Below are 20908 nucleotides of genomic sequence, written 5' to 3' on the forward strand. Positions count from 1 at the left end.
TATTTTCTTTAATTTTAAATCACTAAAAAATTAGTTATGAAGAAAACACTTTTATTTATGATGACTTTCCTGAGTTTGCTTTCATTTGCTCAGGGAACAAGAATTATGTACGAGTACAGATTTGTCTCAGATCTGGCGAAGAAAGATTCTGCCGATACGGAATTGATGTATCTGGATATAAAAAAAGACGGCAGCAGGTTTTACAGCCGTCAGAAATTCTACAGCGATTCCATCCGCGATGTTTACATTCAGAAGCAACTGGCTTCCGGCGCAGGTAATTTCAGTTACAACGACAGCAACGCAGGAAAAGTGGCATATTCCGTCAACAAAACCTATCCGGATTACAAAATAAATCTGCACACCACATTGGGACAGAATCGTTTTGATGTTTTGGATTCAAAACCTATGAACTGGAAAATTGAATCAGAGAAAAAGAAGATTGATAAATTCGACGTACAGAAAGCGACATTAGAATTTGGCGGCAGAACCTGGACGGCTTGGTTTTCACAAGATTTTCCTTTTCAGGATGGGCCTTATAAATTTCATGGACTGCCGGGATTAATATTAGAAATGGAAGATTCTACCGGAACTCACGTTTTCAAATTCGCAGGAAGCAAAAAATTTGATGAAGTAGAAAGAGTGGAGAAAAAAGACATCGAAAATACAGCTCCCGGCGGAAGAATCGTAAGAATCGGAAATATGGCAGGCGGAAAAGAATTGGAAGTTACTGAAGATCAATTCATCAAACAATGGAAGGATTATAAAAACGATCCGGTAAAAGATATGAGACAAAACCTGTCCAGACCAGGCGTGAAAATGAAAGTCAACATCAATGGAAAAGAAATGACAGATCCCGCAGAAATGCTTCGAAATATGGAAAAATTCCAGAAAGAAATCATCAAAAATGATAATAACAAAATAGAACCTGTGCTCTATCCATAGATATGAGCCAGCTCCGTAGGAGCGAAATGTTGTGGAGAATACTATAAAATTACCTTTTCACTTCCCACAGAAAGCTCGGTAGGAGCGAAATGTTTGTAGAATATTTACCAAAAAATCTGAGCTCCGTAGGAGCGGCATCTTGGTTTTTAAATATTAATATTACCTTTGACAATTCAAAGATTCTGCATCTGTAGAATCTTTTTTTAAATATTAATAGAATGAGTTATTTACCAAAACTAAAAAACATAAAAGCCTTCGTTTTCGATGTTGATGGCGTTTTCACAGATGGAAGCGTTTACCTTTTACCGGACAAAAATATGTCTAGAGTGATGAGCGTTCTTGATGGTTATGCCGTAGTTCAATCCATCAAACAAGGTTATAAAATAGGAATCATCACAGGCGGAAATGATCCGATGGTGCAAAACAGGATGGAATATTTGGGAATCAAAGATTATTATCCAAAATCTTCCCACAAAATTTCGGACTATGAAAATTTTAAATCAAAATACAATCTCCAAGATTCCGAGATTCTGATGATGGGCGACGATATTCCGGATATTGGAATTATGAAACTGGCAGAGATTTCTGCTTGTCCCGCCAACGCAGTTCCGGAAGTGAAAGCCATTTCGGATTACATTTCTCCGGTGTATGGCGGGAAAGGTGCAGTCCGCGATGTCATTGAACAAGTGATGAAAGTTCAGGGAAAATGGAATTTGGACGAAGAAACAAAATCAGCTTAAATACTGAAAATGAAATTATTACTAGCATCGCAATCACCCAGACGAAAAGAATTATTAGCACAATTGGGTTATCAGTTTGAGACCGTTTCAATTGATGTTGATGAATCCTATCCTTCGGACTTGCTGCCAGAAAATATCGCCGAATATGTTTCCAATAAAAAAGCAAACGCTTTCGAGGTAAAGTCTGATGAGATTCTATTGACTTCGGACACGATTGTTGCATTGGATCAAAAAATTCTTCTCAAACCAAAAGATGAAAATGAAGCTTTTGAAATGCTGAAAAACCTTTCCGGAAAAAAACATCAGGTTTACACGGCTTTTACCATTAAAACTAAAGATTCTGAAATCAGCAAAACCAGTAAAACCGATGTAGAATTCTCGGAAATCAGCGATGATGAAATCCGATTTTACATCAATCATTACAGACCTTTTGACAAAGCCGGATCGTACGGAATACAGGAGTGGCTGGGAATGGCAAAAATTAAAAACATTTCCGGATCTTTCTATTCTGTAATGGGTTTTCCGGTGGATTTGGTTTACGAAGAACTCAAGAAATTGGGCTGCTTTCCAAACAATTTTCAAAACTCGATTCTTTAGATAATTTTCCTTGCAAAAATTCGTTATTTTTACAGATTGAATACTCAATTTCCAATTGAAAATAATTAGATGAGAAAATATTTATTAATCATACTTGCCGTCTTGGGCATTTTAGCCTGTAACCCTCGGAACAAAAAGAAGAAAACCAAAAGTGGTCCGATCAACAGGTTTATGACTTATCATAATACTTTGTTTAACAGTAAGGAAGCTTTCGCGGCGGAAATGGAAAGCAGAGACAAAGGTCATGTTGATAATTTTTATGATCCTTACATTTCTGTTTACACCACGGAAGATATTGCCAATCAGCAAAATGGCATTTCGGGCGGTCTGGAAGGATCTAATGATTCCGGCGCGCCGATGGGGATGAGAGGAAATTCCAGAAACTCACAATCGGTCTCCAACTTCAATAACAGCGGTGATGACAGAATGGCTTCATCCGGATCATCTAATGCTAATGGAACTCGAAAAGGTGCTTCAATTCTGGAAATTACAGAAGCCAAAGCCACCAAAGCGATCACAAAATATTCGGTCTTGGTAAATGGTGTAGAAAAAAATAAGAAGATTTTTGATGCGTACATTCTTCTGGCCAAAGCACGAATGTATCAGGGAAAATATCTGGAATCTCTGGACGCTCTCGGCTACCTTTTCAATACAATGGGAAAGGACAAAAGAATCGCTTTGGCGTACATTTACAAAGCAGCCAATTACACCAAACTTAAGGAATATTACCGTGCAGACGAGGTTTTCCGGAATATGGAGGAAGATCTTAAAATCAAACCAAAAAAAGAACATCTGAGAATCCTGAAAGTTTATCAGGCAGACAACTTCCTGAAATGGGGCAAAAAAGAAATTGCCGCAGAAGTTCTGGAAGAAGCTTTTACATTCAACAAAAACAGAAAAACAAAAAGCCGAATTGCATTTTTGCGTGGACAGATTCTTTCTAGTCTTAATAAAAAAGACGAAGCCAGAGAATCATTCGCAGCCGCTTACAAGTATGCAAATAGCTACGAATTCGAGGTAAAATCTCAGATCGAGATTGCCAAAACTTTTGACGGAAAAGCAGACAGCTACGAAGAGGCAATGGCTTACCTTGCGAAGATTGCCAAAAAAGGAACTTACGCCTCGCGTAAAAATGAGCTGTACTATGCAAGCGGATTGGTAGCAACCTCTGCTGCAAAAGATTCCATTGCGGATTCTTTTTTCAGAAGAGCTTTGAAAGAGAAACAGTCGGATCCTCAAATCCGCGGACTTACCTATTCCGAAATTGCCAAGAAATTTTTCGCAAAAGATGACTACCTTACGGCTGGTGTTTACTATGACAGCGCTTTGGCAGTAATGACGTATCAGCCTGAAAAAGAACGTTTGACAAGCCTTACATCTAATATCAAAAAGCTTTCGAAGAATTATTACGTCATCAAGAAAAATGACAGTATTCTTAATTTGACGAAAATGTCTCCCGAACAGCAACGTGACTATTTCACAAAATATATTGACAAAATAAAAGCAAAAGAAGAAGCTGCCGATCTTGCAAAAAGACAAGCAGAACGCAGCAAAGGTTTTGATAATTCGGATTACAATGCCAATTCAATCTTTGCCGGAAATTCTACAGACAGCAACAGTTTTCAAAATTTCGGACTCTCCGGCGGATCTACTTTTTACTTTGCCAATTCCAACAATATTCCTAGGGGAGAAAATTCCTTTAAACAAACCTGGGGCAACAGAACATTATCGGACAACTGGCGTTACTCTGCGAAGTCAACAACGATTGAAGAGTTGAAAAATGAGGCATTAGGATTAGCCAATGCACCAGATCCGAGACGATTGGAACCTGAATTTTATATCGAGAAAATCCCAACCTCAGCGGAAGAATTAGGACGTCTTAAAAAAGACAGAGACACAGCAAGTCTCGGAATGGGAAGAATGTACGAATCGTTTTTTGGTAATACAAAACTGGCTACCAAAACACTTTTTGACTTGGTAGAAGCAAAACCGGATGAAGAAACAGATCTTCAGGCTTTGTACAATATTTTTGTTTTTAATTATGAGAAAAATCCTGCTGAAGCTGAGAAAGCTAAACAGCAAATTCTTGCAAAATATCCATATACATCGTACGCAGAATATGTGAAAAATCCGAAGAATAAAGATTTCAACAAATCAACTGCAGATGTAGAAAAATTGTACGCCGACGCCTATAAACTATACGAAACAGAAAAATATGCCGAGTCTTCAGCCATCATCGATAAAGCAATTACCGATAATCCAAAAGACGCTTTGGTTCCTAAGTTTTATTTGCTTAATGCCTACAATGCAGGGAAAAATGCAGGGAAAGAGATTATGATCCTACAACTGGAGCAGATCGTTCTCAATTATGCCAAAACACCGGAAGGCATCAAGGCAAAAGAACTTTTGAAATATCTGAAGAGCGATGCAAAACTTGAACTGACAGACGAAACAGGCAATGCAATTTCTCAAAAACCTCAGGAGCAGAAACCGACAACAAATCCTGATGAAGAAAAAACACAACAGTTGAGGCGCGAACTGGATCAGAATGAAGCCGGAAATATATCTGCTCCGGTCAACAGCGGACCAGGAAAGCCGGGAAGAGATGACGCGCCCGCACAGGTGCAGGCAGTACAGCCTAGCAGTGCAGAACTTAAATAAAAAAAAAGAGAGCAACTTAAATTGCTCTCTTTTTGTTGATTATATTTTATCCAATTGCACTGTAAAGTGTCTCAAAATGGCAGGTTCTTTTGTAATCTTATAACCTTTGTTAATGTCATTTCGCCTCTCAAAAACATTGATGACGGCTGCGGCAACATAATCCATATGATTGTTTGTATAGGTTCGTCTTGGGATTGCCAACCTCAGCAATTCCAGTTTTGGATAGCGGTTTTCTCTGGTTTCCGGATCTCTGTCAGCCAGCAAAGTTCCGATCTCAACGCCACGGATTCCGGCTTCTTTGTAAAGTTCGATTGCCAGAGTCTGTGCTGGAAATTCCTCTCTTTTGATATTTGGTAAAAAATTGAGCGCATCTATGAAAACCGCGTGTCCGCCAATTGGTTTTTGAACAGGAACACCGGCTTCCATTAATTTGTTCCCCAAATATTCCACTTGTGAAATTCTGCTTTCCAGATAAGCAAATTCTGTTGCCTCGTCCAATCCAGTTGCCAGCGCCGACATATCTCTTCCCGCCATTCCTCCGTATGTGATGAAGCCTTCATAAATAATGGTAAAGTTGGAAGCCTTCTCGAAAATCTCTCTGTTTTTCAAAGCGATAAATCCACCGATGTTTACCAATCCATCTTTCTTGGAGCTCATTGTCATTCCGTCGCCGTAGGAAAAAATTTCTTTACAGATTTCTTTGATGGTTCTGTTTTGCTGTCCTTTTTCTCTTTTCTTGATGAAGTAAGCATTCTCTGCAAATCTCGCGGAATCAAACAAAACAGGAATCCCATATTGGTCTGATAATGCTTTCACAGCTTTGATGTTTTCGAGAGAAACCGGTTGTCCACCAGAAGAGTTACAAGTAATAGTGATCAGACAAAACGGAATCTGTTCTTTTGGATGAGAACTGTAAACGGTTTCTAATTTCTCAAGATCAATATTTCCTTTGAATGGATGAAGATCATTAATATCAAACGCTTCATCAATTGTACAGTCGATGGCGTGGGCTTTTCGGAATTCGATGTGGCCTTTTGTGGTGTCAAAGTGTGAATTTCCGGGACAAATGTCGCCTTCTTTTACCATTACAGAAAAGAGGACATTTTCTGCAGCTCTTCCTTGATGCGTTGGTAATAAATAAGGAAATCCGGTGATTCTTTCTACGGTACTTTGCAAAGCTTCGAAAGATCTTGATCCGGCATAACTTTCGTCGCCAATCATCAGTGCGCCCCATTGTTTGTCGCTCATTGCGCCGGTTCCGCTGTCTGTCAGCAAATCGATGAAAACGTGGGAACTTCTTAGATTAAATAAATTATAATCGGCTTTTTTCAGCCATTCTTCGCGTTGTTCTTGAGTAGATTGGTATATTTCTTCGACCATTTTAATTCTAAATGGTTCTGCGTAAGGTAGTTTCATAATTGATAAATGATAATTGATGAATGATAAATGAAAAGTAACATTGATGAAAGTATAACTCTGAAACAAGATGTGTTTCAATAACTATATAATTGAAATAAGAATGATTAAATCATCCTATAAATCAATTATCTTTCATCATTAATCAATTATAAAAACTACTCCGGTGCTTTGAAAACGTTGTCGTCTGAATGGAATCCGGCAACACCTCCACTGACAGCAAATTTCATAGCTTCAGCAGCGCTCATTCCGGTAACTTCCTTTACATTATTGAATTTGGTAATAATCACCCAGCCGGAAACGGCGTAGGAATGTGGCAGATAAACAGCGATCATATGTTCAAGATCGACCACGGACATATCGGCTTGCGTCAGAAAACCGATTCTCCAGATTTCCGGCGCTTCATTGGTTTTGACCCAAACCGGAACATTGAATTTTTTCTTATCACCTACGAAAGATCCTAAAACGTCTTTCAGAGATGTGTAGAGAAATTTGATTCCGGGGATATGTTCCAAAACGTAATCAACACCGTCAACTATCAATCTTCCGATGATGAATTTGTTTCCAAAAAACCCGATGAATGTGGTTCCGAAAATGACAAGAAAGAAGATCAGTCCCGGAAATTTTTCTGAAACAGAAGGCACCAGATTATCGATGCTGAAAACCACACTCCAGATCACCCAGACTGTGATTGCCAGCGGCCCAATGATAATCAATCCCTGAATAAAGGACCGTATAAATAACCGTAGATAATCATTGAAATTTCTGTCCACTTTTGCTTTTGTTTTCACCGCAGATCCCTGCGATTTTTGAATCTTATTTTTTTAATTTTATGTCTTTCAGCTAAAATCTTAGCCGTGGATCGTTTCTTTGTTTCCGTAGGATTTCATAATGTTGGCCTCATATTCCAGCCACTCTTCCCAGCGCTTGTTCACTTTTTCCGGACCGCCCAATTCTCTGGCAAAGCCGATAAATGTTGTATAGTGATTCGCTTCGGAAACCATCAGATCGTGATAGAATTTTTTCAATTCTTCATCCTTGATATTTTCTGTCAAGACTTTGAAACGTTCGCAACTTCTGGCTTCGATCATTGCAGCGAAAAGCATTTTGTCGATAATCTGCTCATCACGATGTCCACCTTTCACAAGGAATTTAATTAGATCATTCACGTAATCGTCTTTGCGTGTTCTTCCCAACACACCACCTCTTTTCTTAATAATCTCGTGAACCTGATTGAAATGATCCAATTCTTCCTGCGCAATCGCCAAAAGTTCGGTTACCATTTCTGTGTGCTCTGGAACCATTGTAATGAGTCCGATAGCGTTGGTTGCTGCTTTTTGCTCGCACCAGGCGTGATCGGTCAGGATTTCTTCAAGATTTTCTTCTGCAATATTTGCCCAACGTGGGTCTGTAAGAAGTTTGAGACGGAACATTCTAAATTTTTTGTAAAAATAAGGATTTGATTGCTTCTTGATGATAATTTTCTTAATTAAAATTCAATTCTGAAATTCATCGTGTAAAATCCTTACAATAACAGATCATATTGCAATTTGGCACAGATATTGAAAAATCATCAACAACCAAATAATTAAATTATGAAAAATTCAACTATTATCAATCGTGCTAAATTATTTATGTTTAGCTTTTTAGCCATCATTTCTTCAGCATTAACTTTTGCACAGGATTCAACAGTAACTAAAACCACAAATGTGACCACTTCATCGGAAGAATGGCAGACAAATCCTACTTACTGGATTATTGGTGGTGTCGTTCTTATTGTGATCGTCGCAATTGTAGCGATGAGCGGAAGGAAGAGAAATGATTAAAATATTATAAAGCGCTTTTCGAAGCGCTTTTTTTTATGGATTCTTTGAAGCCGTTTTCTCTCTCAAAAATTCTAAAACTTTCCAGCCAAGATCATCCACTTTTTTCAAACCAATTGAAATCAGGAATGCCAATAAAATATTGAGCGGATAAATGATCAAAACCAACAGCCACCAACTCATCGAATCTTTCAGAGGAACCACAAGAAAATAGATTAATGATGAACTCATTCCCTGAGCGAAATAGAAGAAAATTGCATTCTGTCCGACATTGGTTATGAAATTTGGCTTAGTGATTTTCAGTCGGTTGTAGAAGACGAAAAGTGTTACCAATGAGAATAAGGTCCAAATGATGTAAGGAATTTTCGGCGGGAATTTTTGTTTATTGATTTTATAAAATATATCTGACCCGTAATTCCAAAACATCCAGGCCAATGCAACCGCGACCAATCCGTACAAAACGGGAATCATTTTGGTTGAGATCTTCTTGCCTTTCATTCTATTTCCAATTAGAAAAACAGCCATATAAAAAGCCACATAACCGCCTTGTCCATTAGGATAATAATGTGGAAAAATATTGAATATCAATGTTAAAATAACACAAAGTCCAATAAACCAATTGATATGTTTTGGGAAGAATTTTAAAATCAATACGCCCAAAACCGTCAGGATATAATAGACTTTCAAATACCAAAAACTTCCCATCACCACAGGAAAAGTATCACAATTGGAATACTCGTGCAAATACCAATTTCCCAAGACCTGCCATTGCGGTTCTGAAGAAATACTGCTTGGCACATACTTCGTCCCGAAAGTGGAATAGAAATCTTTCAACCACTCAAACGAGAAAAAATTCAATCCATAAACCTTGAAAAAGTAGTCGAGGAAAAAGAGGAATGTCACGAAGATCATGTACGTGATCTGCAACTTCAATAATCTGTAAAGTGTTTTCTCAATATTATTTCCGGAAGTGATTCCGCTCAGCGCATAAAATAATGCGACATCAAAGACCAAAGAAAAAACCCGGACTTCGGTCGGAATATAAAATTGCCCGCTCCAGAAAGCCGTGTGAATGAAAATAATAGAAATGGTGGCCAGTCCTTTGGCAAAATCAATATAGAGATCTCTTTGCATCGATGTGATTAATTATCTGAAAGTCAAAATTATCATTATTTTCCCAAGTTCTTTATAATTATTTAACTTTTACCACTCGATTGTTATCCTTATTTTTACAAGTTCAATCGTAGAAATGTCAGATATCATTCAGCTTTTACCGGATCACGTTGCCAATCAGATTGCTGCTGGGGAAGTGGTACAAAGGCCAGCTTCCATTGTGAAGGAACTTTTGGAGAATTCTGTAGATGCAGGTTCGAATAAAATCCAACTCATCATTCGTGACGCTGGGAAAAATCTGCTTCAGGTGGTGGACAACGGTATTGGAATGTCTGAGACTGATGCGAGATTGGCTTTTGAACGTCACGCCACTTCCAAGATCCGCTCTACCGAAGATATTTTTAAGATTGCAACAAAAGGTTTCCGTGGTGAAGCTCTGGCATCCATCGCTGCGGTGGCACAAGTAGAGCTTAAAACAAAACAAAAAGATTCGCCTGTTGGGACGAACATCTATATAGAAGGTGGACTTTTCCAATTTCAGGATCCTATTCAGACGGTTGAAGGTTCTAATTTCTCGGTCAAGAATTTATTTTATAATGTTCCTGCACGACGTAAGTTCCTTAAAAATGACAATGTAGAATTTCGTCACATCATTGATGAATTTCAGCGTGTTGCTTTGGCTCACGAAAGTATCGAGTTCGAAATGTTTCATAATGACGAACCAGTTTTCAAACTGAGAAAAGGCGGTCAAATGCAAAGGATCGTAGATGTTTTCGGGCGAAAGTTGCAACCACTTTTGATTCCGATCAAGGAAGATCTTGGCTGGGTTCATTTGCACGGTTATGTAGCAAAACCAGAAGGTGCAAAAAAAACACGAGGCGAACAATTCTTCTTTGTCAATGGCAGGTTTTTCCGAAGCGCTTATCTCAGCAAAGCCGTCCAGGAAGCGTTTGAAGGACTTTTGCAACCTGGTTACATTCCATCATTTTTTCTTTATCTGGAAATGGATCCGGAGAAAATTGATGTTAATATTCATCCTCAGAAAACAGAAGTCAAATTTGAAGACGAAGCCTTGATCTTTGCTTTAGTGAGATCAACAATCAAACGTTCTTTGGGAATTTATAATGTGGCGCCAAGTTTGGACTTCGAAAGAGATCCAAAAATGGAAGCTTTTTTCGCGCCAAGTAAAAGTACTTACAGCGCACCATCGCCATCTGCGATTAACGTTGACCGAGATTTCAATCCATTTTCGGTCGAAAAAACAACGGATGAAGAGCGGATCAATTTGGCCGAACTTTATCAGGCCACAGAAGCAGCGCCATCAAAGATCAATCTTTTCGAAGATGATGATCTGGACGAAGACCTTTTCCGATTGCCAAACGGTTATTGGCTTCTGAACAAAGATGGATTGACGTATATGTTGGATCTTGGGAGAATGCACCGCGTGATTATGTCTTCGCATCAGGAAAATCTGCCAACGAAAAAAGCGGGTCAAAGTCTATTGTTTTCTTTAGAATATCATTTGAATGAAATCGAGAAAAATAAATATAAATCCATCAAAAAATATCTGCCGGATTTTGGTTTCGAAATGACCTTAGCTCAGGAAAATGTCCTCAGAATTGAAACTGTCCCGGAAGCTTTGAAAGAATCACAGGTCATCAAATTTCTTGAAAAGATCTTCGAAGTTTTGGAATACCGAACCGAAGATGAGTTCTCCAAATATTTTGAATATCAATGGATTAAATTAAAAACAAAATCCAAATTTGATTTCATTTATAAAACTGAAGTTGAGCAATTGGTCAAAGACTTTATCGACCTTGGATTTCCGCAATATACCGTGAACGGTAAAAAATGTTGGATGGAAGTGCCATTTGACGATTTTAAAAACAAATTTTAAATTATGTTTCCTCAAATAACACCAGTGACGCGAAATATCATCATTCTGAATGTGATTTTTTTCGCGGCAACTTTTCTACTCCAAAATGTCAATATTGACCTAGAACCTCTGCTAGCAGGCTATTTTCCGCTGTCTCCGAATTTCAATTCTTGGCAGATTATCACGCATATGTTTATGCACGGGAGCATTATGCATATTGTTTTCAACATGTTTACCCTATACAGTTTCGGGCCGGTTTTGGAACAGGTTTTAGGACAGAAGAAATTCATTATTCTATATTTTGCTGCAGGTTTGGGTGGTTTTTCTTTATATAACGTTTGGAATTATTACGAAGTAAGTCAATTGACAAGTTTTTTAAACAGCCAGGCTTACGACATTCACGAGATTTATAAATATGCTGATATTAATTATTCTGGAGAAATGCCGATTTCATCAGACTCTGAAGCAGTGAGAGATTCAGCTCAAAAGCTTTTCAACATTCTTAGAACTCCAATGGTTGGCGCATCGGGTGCAATTTTCGGGATCGTTGCTGCATTTTCTACTTTGTTTCCAGATGCTAAATTGATGTTTCTTTTCATCCCATATCCGATTAAAGCAAAATACCTGACACCAATTATTATTGTTGTTTCGATATTTTTGGGATTGAGACAATTTAGTGGCGATAATATTGCGCACTTCGCACATATTGGCGGTGCGTTGATTGGATTCCTATTCGTGTGGAACTGGAAAAAAAACCGAGACAGAATCCAGTAAATGGGAATCATAAGACTTATTTTAACGGTTTTTCATATTGTCATTATTGCGCTGCTTTTTGGGACAATAATGAATGCTTTCATTCCGCCAAGTGTTTTCGGGATGCTGAATCTCTTGTCGCTGGGATTTCCAATCTTAATTATCATTAATATTTTATTGTTGATATTCTGGATTGTAAGCTGGAAAAAAAGAGCGGCCGTTTTCTTGATTTTATCTTTATTTTTCATCATCCCAACAAGAAGATGGATTAATTATACGCCAACCAAAAAAGAAACGCCCAATCTGAAAATCATTTCTCTCAATGGAAAATCCGGCAAATTCGGCGACGAAAATATTTACAGTTTTCTTAATAACCAAAAAGCCGATGTTGTCCTGACGCAGGAATATAAAAGCGCTGAAAATCTGAAAGGATTTGAATATTTCGTACGAAATTTTCCCGTGGTGAAAATCCAATCCAGATTTCCGATTATAGAAAGTGGAATCGTGGAAACCGATGCGAAAAATGGACGCTGTATCTATGCGGACATCAAAGTTAATGAAAAGATTTTCCGTTTTGTCAATGTTTACATGGAACCTTTCTATCTTGACAAAAGTATGGTGAAACCAACCGGTGATATGAACGTTAATGAAGAAAAAGCAAAAAACATTCTTCATAAACTCGTTCCAACTTTCCGCAAACACCAAAGTCAAATTGCACCTATCAAAGGATTTTTGGACAGTTCGCCTTATCCTATTATTCTCGCCGGCGATTTCAATTCCGTTCCGAATTCCTATGAATATTACACCTTATCCGAAAATTTGGAAGATACTTTTCTAAAAGTCGGCAAAGGAAGCGGAACAAGTTTCCACGATTTCAAATTCCCTATCAAAATCGATCATATTTTTGCCTCAAAATCAATTACACCAATCAGTTACAAGGTGGACAGAAGTGTGAAAATCTCTGATCATTTTCCTGTTATCGCTGAATTTTTAGTAGATTAAAACCACATCAGATCATGAAAAAAATATCAATTTCATTTTTGACTTTACTAATCATAAGTTGCTCAAAAGAAAAACCCGTCCTGAACACTTCTGACAATCTGGATGCAGCTCCGAATTTAGTTTATGACACAACAGCAATTGATTCCTTCGGCCCTGGCGCGACTTCCGAAGCTGTGATGGCAAAAATAAATGCCGTTGCCATTAAAAGAGAACAAGACAGTTTGGCAAAAATAGCAAAGGCAGAGCAGGACAAATTAGACAAGGAAGCGAAAGAAAAAGAAGCAGAAAAAGCCAAAGAAACTAAGCCCAATTTTTCAAAACCTGTTGTCAAAGATATTATGGACAATTCCGTTTCCAAAGAACAAAGTCATCCATCAAATCCATAAAAAAACCCATCAGATCATCTCTGATGGGTTTCTCAATATAATTCTATGAAAAATTATTTATTGTAAAGTTCCTCTACTTTATCCCAATTGATCACATCAAAAAAAGCAGTCACATAGTCTGGTCTTCTGTTTTGATAATTAAGGTAATAAGCGTGCTCCCAAACATCCAATCCAAGAATTGGCGTTCCTTGTTTGTCAGCAACCGGCATTAGTGGATTATCCTGATTTGGTGTAGAAGTTACCGCTACAGAACCATCAGAATTTTTCACCAACCAAGCCCAACCAGAACCGAATCTAGTTTTCGCCGCGTTAGAAAAATCTTCTTTGAATTTATCAAAACCACCGATTTTCTCGATTTCAGCTTTCACATTTCCAACTGGCTCTTTGCTACCTCCTGGCGTCAAAAGTTCCCAGAAAAGTGAGTGGTTGTAGTGCCCACCGCCATTATTTCTTACCGCTGGTTTGTCAGTTCCTGTTTTTTGGATTTCTTCAAGAGATTTTCCTTCAAGTTCTGTCCCCGCGATTGCGTTATTAAGATTGTCCACATACGCCTGGTGGTGTTTTGAGTGGTGGATTTCCATTGTTTTTGCATCGATGGTTGGCTCCAACGCATCGTACGCATAACTAAGTTTTGGTAATTCGAATGACATAGTTTGGTATTTATTTGTTAATAAATGAATTGTTCAAAAATAGTCAATTATTATTCCAAGAACCAAGAATTAGACTTATTTTATAAATATTTAACATCGAAAAATATAATAAAATTTGCCGTAACTTTGACGCATTCTAAATAATTAATTATTATTTGGGCAGCTTTATCCGCCTTCCGCTCCCAATCTTTTTTGCAGACGGTTTCCAGTTCAATAGAACGTAAGTACCCGCAAAAAAGGATTTCCGCTCAAGTCGGGCTGCAGATAAATCTAGAAACGAGATTCATCGATGCCAATTTAAAAATTAGAATTAGAGATAATTCGACCTCAAAAAATTCCCCTCCTCTGGAGGGGTGACAAAATTCAGAGAATTTTGACGGGGTGGTCAACCATAACAAAACATATAATTCAAAATGTTCGACATCAATCATATTAGAGCCCAATTCCCAATCCTAAACCAAGAAGTCAACGGCAAACCATTAGTTTATCTGGACAACGCCGCAACTTCCCAAAAACCAATTTCGGTCATCAAAACCTGGGAAAAATATTATGAAACCATCAACGCCAATGTTCACCGTGGCATCCACACTTTGAGTCAATTAGCAACGGAAGAAATGGAACTTTCCAGACAGAAGATACAACGTTTCATCAATGCCAAACACGGCTACGAAGTTATTTTCACCAAAGGAACGACGGAAGGAATCAATCTCGTGGCTTACGCTTTGACCAATCAAATTAAACCAAACGACGAAATCATCATTTCTTATCTGGAGCATCATTCCAACATCGTTCCGTGGCAGATGCTTTGCGAAAGAACCGGCGCAAAACTCCGCGTCATCCCAATGGACGAAAACGGAATCCTGCAAATCGATGTTTTGGATGAATGGCTGAGCGAAAAAACGAAAATCGTTTCTGTAAATCAGGTTTCTAACGCTTTGGGAATCATCAATCCCATCGAAGAAATCATTGAAAAAACGAGAAGACTTTCCAACGCTTACGTCTTGATTGACGGCGCACAATCTGCACCACATTTCAAAATCGATGTTCAGAAACTGGATTGTGATTTCTTCGTCTTCTCAGGGCACAAAATGTACGCGCCAATGGGAACAGGAATCCTTTACGGAAAAGAATCTGTGCTGGAAAACCTTCATCCTTTCCACGGCGGTGGCGAGATGATTGCGGTTTGTAGCTTTGAGAAAACAACTTACGCCGGTTTACCTTTCAAATTCGAAGCTGGAACACCCAATGTTGGTGGAAATATTGCGCTTGGAGCAGCGGTTGATTTCATTGAAAATATCGGTCACGAAAATCTTCAAAACCACGAAAACAACCTTCTGAATTATGCTCAGAAAAAACTTCTTGAATTAGAAGGCATCAAAATCTATGGCGAAAAAGCCAACAGAACGGGCGTAGTTTCCTTCAACTTGGAAGGCGCAGGAATCGCTTCTGACACCGGAATGATTCTCGACAAACTGGGAATTGCTGTGAGAACCGGACATCATTGCACACAACCCATTATGGATTTTTTCAACATCGCCGGAACTGTACGAGCAAGTTTTGCAGTTTACAATACTTTGGAGGAAATTGATATCCTGACAGAAGGCGTGAAAAAAGCGCAGAGGATGTTGGTGTAATTCTGTTTCATCAAAAATAATTAACCCTTTCAGAGTTTGAAACTCTGAAAGGGTTTTTAATATCTGCCAAATTGTATTGCTTTTCCTAATGGCACATCTCTTGCGAAATTATAGATTCGTTTAAAACAGTATTGTTTCTCGGTTCAAAAAGAGGAATGATTTTATATCAATTAAGATTAATGACATTATGTCATTCAACATACTATGACAGAATTTGATAATATCAACTTTGAAGAGATTCTTGACGAAGGTTTCGGGATTGTAGCAGAAGAAATCAACTTGGATGAACTTGGCAACCAGGAACCTGATAAAACTCAAACGGTTTTCCCAATTCTCCCCGTGAGAAATATGGTAATGTTCCCGAAAGTGATCACACCTATCACGGCTGGAAGGGAGAAATCAAAAAGACTTTTGGAGGATGCTCAAAGAGAAAATAAACTTGTGGGAATCATCAGCCAGAAAAATCCCAACGAGGAAAATCCGTCAGAGAAAGACCTTTACACTGTTGGAACGTTGGCAAAAATCCTTAAAATCATCACACTTCCGGAAGGTAACATTACTGCAATTACGAGAGGTGTTCAGAGATTTAGAGTGAAGAAATTTGTTTCCAACGAACCTTACTTTCTTGCTGAGATTACAAAGCAAAAAGACACGCAACCAAAAGATAAAGAAGAATTTTCTGCAGTGATGGACAACATCAAAGACCTTGCAGAGAAAATCATCAACATTGACCCAAATATTCCAAATGCTGCCCAGTTCGCCATTAAAAACATTGATGGACAGGAAGATCTTTTGAATTTTGTTTCAGCCAACGGAAATTTTGCGTCTGACAAAAAGCAAAATCTATTAGACGAAAAAACTTTGATTGGCCGTGCAAAAAGCTTGTATGAAATGATGCACGATGATTTCCGTCATTTGGAATTAAAGAATCAAATCCATCAGAAAACCAGTAAAGATCTTGACAAACAACAGCGCGAGTACTTTCTCAATCAACAGATCCGCACTATCCAAGACGAATTGGGTGGCGGCGCAGAATCTGACGCAGATGAATTCCGAAAAAAAGCTTCAAAACTGAAATGGAGTGATGATGTAGAAAAACACTTCGAGAAAGAACTCCAAAGACTTTCTAGACAGCATTCCAGCTCGCCAGACTACAATGTTCAGCGTAATTATCTGGACTTTTTCACCGATCTTCCGTGGGAACATTATTCCAAAGATGCCTTCGACTTGAACAAAGCGGAGAAACTTTTGGATAAAGAACATTTCGGGTTAGAAGATATCAAGAAAAGAATTTTGGAACACATTGCGGTTCTGAAACTAAAAAATGATATGAAATCGCCAATCCTTTGTTTGGTTGGTCCTCCAGGCGTTGGAAAAACGTCATTAGGTAAATCTGTTGCCGATGCTTTAGGAAGAAAATATGTGCGTGTTTCCTTGGGTGGATTGCACGACGAAAGTGAGATTCGCGGACACAGAAAAACCTACATTGGTGCGATGGCAGGAAGAATACTCCAGTCCATTAAAAAATCAGGAACATCCAATCCTGTAATCGTTCTGGATGAGATTGATAAACTTGGACAAGGTGCGCACGGCGACCCAAGCTCAGCTCTATTGGAAGTTCTTGACCCTGAACAGAATAACAATTTCTACGATAACTTCCTGGAATTGGGTTATGACCTTTCCAAAGTGATGTTCATTGCAACGGCCAATTCACTTTCTACCGTTCAGCGTCCGCTTTTGGACAGAATGGAGATCATCAGCATTGCTGGCTACACTTTGGAAGAAAAAGTGGAAATTGCCAAACGACATTTGATCAAAAAACAATTGCGAGAAAATGGTTTGGATTCCAAATATCTGAAACTCGGAAATACAGAATTGAAACATATCATCGATGCTCATACCTCGGAAAGTGGCGTGAGAACTCTGGAGAAAAAAATTGCTGGAATCTCCCGTTGGGTAGCACTTCAAATCGCAATGGAAAAAAAATTTGACCCAAAGATTTCTGTTGATAAAGTCGACGAAATCCTTGGTGTTCCAAGACCTAAAACTTTGGCCGAAATCACTGATGTTCCCGGCGTGGTAACAGGTTTGGCGTGGACAAGTGTTGGTGGTGACATTCTCTTTATCGAAAGCATTCTTTCAAAAGGAAAAGGTGCGTTGACAATGACCGGAAATCTCGGAAATGTAATGAAGGAATCTGCGACCATCGCTTTGGAATTCATCAAAGCACATTACGAGGAATTAGGCATTTCTGAAGAAGACATCGAAAAGAAAAATATTCACGTTCACGTGCCAGAAGGCGCAACGCCAAAAGATGGTCCTTCGGCAGGAATTGCGATGCTAACATCAATGGTTTCCAGCTACAAGAACATCAAAGTGAGACCACATTTGGCAATGACAGGCGAAATCACACTTCGTGGAAAAGTGCTTCCAGTCGGTGGAATCAAGGAAAAATTACTTGCTGCAACCAGAGCCGGAATCAAAGAAGTGATTCTTTGCGAAGCCAACAGAAAAGATGTAGAGGAAATTAAAAAAGATTATCTCAAACATTTGAAAGTCAACTACGTGACCAATATGAGCGAGGTAGTGGAGATTGCTTTGAAGTAAAAATCTTAAAATTAAAATTCTAAATATACATCCGTTTGGGAAATTTTCTCGGACGGATTTTTTATTTTAATATTCAATTCAAATTTTTATTAAATTCGTATTTACAAAACCATAACAACAAGAATATTAAAACATCCTATGGGAATTACCGCATTATTTGTAATTTTAGTAGTCATCCTGATATTTTTGGTGTCATACATTCCGAAGCTCACATTTCGTAAGAAAATTTTCATCGCGATAGCTGCTTTACTGGTTTGTCTGGCTGTCTTGGCTTTCGTTTTTGCAACACAGTTTGGCGGAGGACGAGAACCGGTTCAAGAAAATGAAACTTTAGAAATAACAAAATAACTATAAAATTTACAGACTATGAAATACGTTAAATTTATCCTCTGCCTCCTTTTCGGTTTAATGTTCATCAACGCCGGACTAGACAAGTTTTTACACTATATGCCAATGCCGAAAGAAATGCCAGAAGATGCAAAACAGGCATTTGAAGCTCTTATGAAACTTCCGTGGCTACTTCCATTAGTCGGAATTGTAGAAATATTTGGAGGTCTACTTTTCATCCTTCCCAAAACAAGAGCATTGGGTGCCATTATTATTCTTCCTGTAATGATTGGAATTTTGCTGCACAATTGTACAGTTGCGCCAGCTCCTCCAGGAATAGGAATTGCAGCCGTTTTATTTATAATCAATCTATGGATTTTGATTGATAACCGAAAAAAATACGAAGCTTTAATCAGCTAAAATTTTTTACCATTTCAAAAATAAAATTTGCAGATTCAAAAAAAATAATATCTTTGCACCTGAAAATCAAGTTCAACCAAAAAAAAATAACAACGAAGCAATGTTCAAATACAACTTACATACATCAGTAGGATTGCCTTTTGCAAAGGCGGGGCTTCGTGGTTTGGTACATTCTTAGAACAACAGTATAATGAAATATCAAAACCCGGAGTCGTAAGATTTCGGGTTTTTTATTGCGCAATATTTCAAACTTAAAACGTTTCCCCGAAATCTTTTTTTTAGGAGCTTAATCCCGCTTTCCGCTATATCTTTTTTTGCCAGCGCTTTTTTCAAGCCCACGCAAAAAAAAAGATGCCGCTGCAATCGGGGCTAGGACAAACTCCTGCCTTAAACCTTCAAGGTTTCAAAACCTTGAAGGTTTGAATAAAACCAACTAAAATTTTAGTTGGCAAACCAGATGCGAGAAAATCAATCATTCTCATCATTCATCAATTATAAAAAAATGGGAAATTTAAAATTAAAAGGAAAAGATATATTAAAATTAGGCTATCCAAACAACCAGAGCGTCAACATCGCTTTGGAAGTGATGAAAAGAAATTTTGCAACCAAAAATATTCATTATGTGAAATCTCTACTCAAGGAAATCCACCAAAATCCGGAAAACTTCGAGAAAGATTTAACCTTCGGACAAATTGCGGAAGCTCTGCTTTCATCAAAGAAAACCGAGAAAAGAATGCTCAACACCAACCGGGCGTCTTTCCAGATTTTCGGAAATAATATTTCAGATGAAGCTAAAAACCAGCTCTACACCGCATTGAAACTGCCAATTGCAACGCAAGGCGCTTTGATGCCCGATGCACACAGCGGTTACGGACTTCCAATAGGTGGCGTTCTCGCAGTAGAAAATGCGGTAATCCCTTACGGAGTCGGAATGGATATCGGTTGCAGAATGTCGCTCAGTATTTTGGATACGCCAATTTCATATCTCGACGGCGCGAAAGACAAATATGAAAAAGCGCTTGGCGAACACACTAAATTCGGAATGTATGAAACGCACAAATCTCACGTCGACCACGAAATTTTCGACAGAGACACGTTCGGTTTAATTCCGATTTTGAGAAGATTAAAAAGAAAAGCCATCAAACAAATGGGAAGTTCAGGCGGCGGAAATCACTTTGTGGAATTCGGAGAAGTGGAGATTACTGAAGAAGACAAACAAATCAATCTTCCGAAAGGAAAATACCTTGGAATCCTTTCGCACAGTGGTTCGCGTGGATTGGGAGCAGAAATCGCTCAGTATTATTCGAGAGTGGCGACCGAACAGTGTCCGTTGCCGAAAGAAGCGCAAAACTTCGCCTGGCTGGATTTGAACACGCACCTCGGATTAGAATACTGGACAGCGATGAATCTCGCAGGAGATTACGCTTCGGCCTGCCACGACGATATTCACAGAAGATTGGTGAAAGCGGTCGGTGGAAGAGTGAAAGCCAGAATCGAAAACCATCACAACTTCGCGTGGAAAGAAATCCACAACGGGAAAGAAGTGATTGTCCACAGAAAAGGCGCAACTCCAGCCAACGAAAACGAGTTGGGTATGATTCCCGGTTCGATGACGGCAAAAGGTTTCATCGTTCGTGGAAAAGGAAATCCGGATTCGCTGAACTCGGCTTCACACGGAGCGGGACGGGCTTTTTCGAGAGGAGAATGCAGAAACCGCTTCACTCAAAATGACATTAAGAAAGAATTAAAACTTAAAAATGTCACCTTGATGGGCGGAAATGCGGAAGAAGCACCAATGGCGTACAAAGACATCAACGATGTGATGAACGCACAAAGTGAACTGGTCGATATTCTCGGAACTTTCCAACCTCGAATTGTTAGGATGGATAAATAATTTGATTGAATGTTGATGGTTGTTAGTTGATAGAAATCTATCTCCAACAACCATCAACTAAAAACCA

General features: G+C 38.6%; 19 protein-coding genes. 14 read left to right on the forward strand and 5 right to left on the reverse strand.

Translation table 11 applies throughout. The features are described 5' to 3' along the window. Positions 1-36 precede the first annotated feature (36 nt). From LUD75_RS05890 to LUD75_RS05905, 4 genes are all read left to right on the forward strand, one after another. Positions 37-942: a GLPGLI family protein gene (locus tag LUD75_RS05890; RefSeq protein WP_232704731.1), complete on the forward strand. Its 906-nt coding sequence runs from the start codon at positions 37-39 to the stop codon at positions 940-942. 218 nt (positions 943-1160) lie between these two features. Then, positions 1161-1682 carry an HAD family hydrolase gene (locus LUD75_RS05895; protein WP_232704732.1) on the forward strand — a complete coding sequence of 174 codons (522 nt, stop codon included), beginning with the start codon at positions 1161-1163 and terminating at the stop codon, positions 1680-1682. A 9-nt stretch (positions 1683-1691) separates the two neighbouring features. Further along, positions 1692-2279 (forward strand): Maf family nucleotide pyrophosphatase, encoded by a 588-nt coding sequence (locus LUD75_RS05900; protein ID WP_232704733.1) that lies wholly within the window; start codon positions 1692-1694, stop codon positions 2277-2279. 69 nt (positions 2280-2348) lie between these two features. After that, positions 2349-4940, forward strand: a complete 2592-nt coding sequence (locus LUD75_RS05905) for a tetratricopeptide repeat protein (protein ID WP_232704734.1) — start codon at positions 2349-2351, stop codon at positions 4938-4940. A gap of 39 nt (positions 4941-4979) precedes the next feature. Here LUD75_RS05905 and LUD75_RS05910 read toward each other — a convergent pair whose 3' ends face one another. From LUD75_RS05910 to LUD75_RS05920, 3 genes are all read right to left on the reverse strand, one after another. Continuing rightward, positions 4980-6356: a tryptophanase gene (locus tag LUD75_RS05910; protein WP_232704735.1), complete on the reverse strand. Its 1377-nt coding sequence runs from the start codon at positions 6354-6356 to the stop codon at positions 4980-4982. A gap of 158 nt (positions 6357-6514) precedes the next feature. Then, positions 6515-7129: a DUF502 domain-containing protein gene (locus LUD75_RS05915; RefSeq protein ID WP_232704922.1), complete on the reverse strand. Its 615-nt coding sequence runs from the start codon at positions 7127-7129 to the stop codon at positions 6515-6517. 78 nt (positions 7130-7207) lie between these two features. After that, positions 7208-7789, reverse strand: coding sequence for a tRNA-(ms[2]io[6]A)-hydroxylase (locus tag LUD75_RS05920; protein ID WP_232704736.1), 582 nt, complete (start codon positions 7787-7789; stop codon positions 7208-7210). Between the two features lie 162 nt (positions 7790-7951). On the opposite strand from LUD75_RS05920, the gene LUD75_RS05925 reads away from it, so the two are divergent. After that, positions 7952-8182: a hypothetical protein gene (locus tag LUD75_RS05925; protein ID WP_232704737.1), complete on the forward strand. Its 231-nt coding sequence runs from the start codon at positions 7952-7954 to the stop codon at positions 8180-8182. Positions 8183-8215: 33 nt separating this feature from the next. Here LUD75_RS05925 and LUD75_RS05930 read toward each other — a convergent pair whose 3' ends face one another. After that, entirely contained in the window at positions 8216-9313 is a 1098-nt protein-coding gene (locus tag LUD75_RS05930; protein WP_232704738.1) for an acyltransferase family protein, read from the reverse strand. 115 nt (positions 9314-9428) lie between these two features. Between LUD75_RS05930 and mutL the strand changes: the two genes are divergently transcribed. Genes mutL through LUD75_RS05950 form a run of 4 tightly spaced genes read left to right on the forward strand, consistent with a single transcriptional unit; the run spans position 9429 to position 13309 of the window. Continuing rightward, positions 9429-11189 (forward strand): DNA mismatch repair endonuclease MutL, encoded by a 1761-nt coding sequence (gene mutL, locus LUD75_RS05935; protein WP_232704739.1) that lies wholly within the window; start codon positions 9429-9431, stop codon positions 11187-11189. Between the two features lie 3 nt (positions 11190-11192). Beyond that, positions 11193-11942, forward strand: coding sequence for a rhomboid family intramembrane serine protease (locus LUD75_RS05940; RefSeq protein WP_232704740.1), 750 nt, complete (start codon positions 11193-11195; stop codon positions 11940-11942). Next, positions 11943-12923 carry an endonuclease/exonuclease/phosphatase family protein gene (locus LUD75_RS05945; protein ID WP_232704741.1) on the forward strand — a complete coding sequence of 327 codons (981 nt, stop codon included), beginning with the start codon at positions 11943-11945 and terminating at the stop codon, positions 12921-12923. A 14-nt stretch (positions 12924-12937) separates the two neighbouring features. Continuing rightward, positions 12938-13309: a hypothetical protein gene (locus tag LUD75_RS05950; RefSeq protein WP_232704742.1), complete on the forward strand. Its 372-nt coding sequence runs from the start codon at positions 12938-12940 to the stop codon at positions 13307-13309. Positions 13310-13362: 53 nt separating this feature from the next. On the opposite strand, the gene LUD75_RS05955 is transcribed toward LUD75_RS05950, so the two are convergent. Next, a complete protein-coding gene (locus LUD75_RS05955) occupies positions 13363-13959 on the reverse strand; it encodes a superoxide dismutase (protein ID WP_133944700.1) in 597 nt (198 codons plus the stop codon). Between the two features lie 413 nt (positions 13960-14372). Here LUD75_RS05955 and LUD75_RS05960 point away from each other — a divergent pair, with 413 nt between their 5' ends. The 5 genes from LUD75_RS05960 (at position 14373) to LUD75_RS05980 (ending at position 20841) form a co-directional block, all read left to right on the forward strand. Further along, the gene (locus LUD75_RS05960) at positions 14373-15593 is read left to right on the forward strand and encodes a SufS family cysteine desulfurase (protein ID WP_232704743.1); all 1221 of its coding nucleotides are present in this window, start codon (positions 14373-14375) and stop codon (positions 15591-15593) included. A 204-nt stretch (positions 15594-15797) separates the two neighbouring features. Continuing rightward, positions 15798-18200 carry an endopeptidase La gene (gene lon, locus LUD75_RS05965; RefSeq protein ID WP_232704744.1) on the forward strand — a complete coding sequence of 801 codons (2403 nt, stop codon included), beginning with the start codon at positions 15798-15800 and terminating at the stop codon, positions 18198-18200. A 138-nt stretch (positions 18201-18338) separates the two neighbouring features. Continuing rightward, entirely contained in the window at positions 18339-18548 is a 210-nt protein-coding gene (locus tag LUD75_RS05970) for a hypothetical protein (RefSeq protein ID WP_232704745.1), read from the forward strand. Positions 18549-18566: 18 nt separating this feature from the next. After that, a complete protein-coding gene (locus LUD75_RS05975; RefSeq protein ID WP_232704746.1) occupies positions 18567-18947 on the forward strand; it encodes a DoxX family protein in 381 nt (126 codons plus the stop codon). 502 nt (positions 18948-19449) lie between these two features. Then, positions 19450-20841: an RtcB family protein gene (locus LUD75_RS05980; RefSeq protein WP_232704747.1), complete on the forward strand. Its 1392-nt coding sequence runs from the start codon at positions 19450-19452 to the stop codon at positions 20839-20841. The last annotated feature ends 67 nt before the right edge of the window (positions 20842-20908 follow it).

Source organism: Epilithonimonas sp. JDS, from assembly GCF_021261315.1.
Classification (GTDB): domain Bacteria; phylum Bacteroidota; class Bacteroidia; order Flavobacteriales; family Weeksellaceae; genus Epilithonimonas.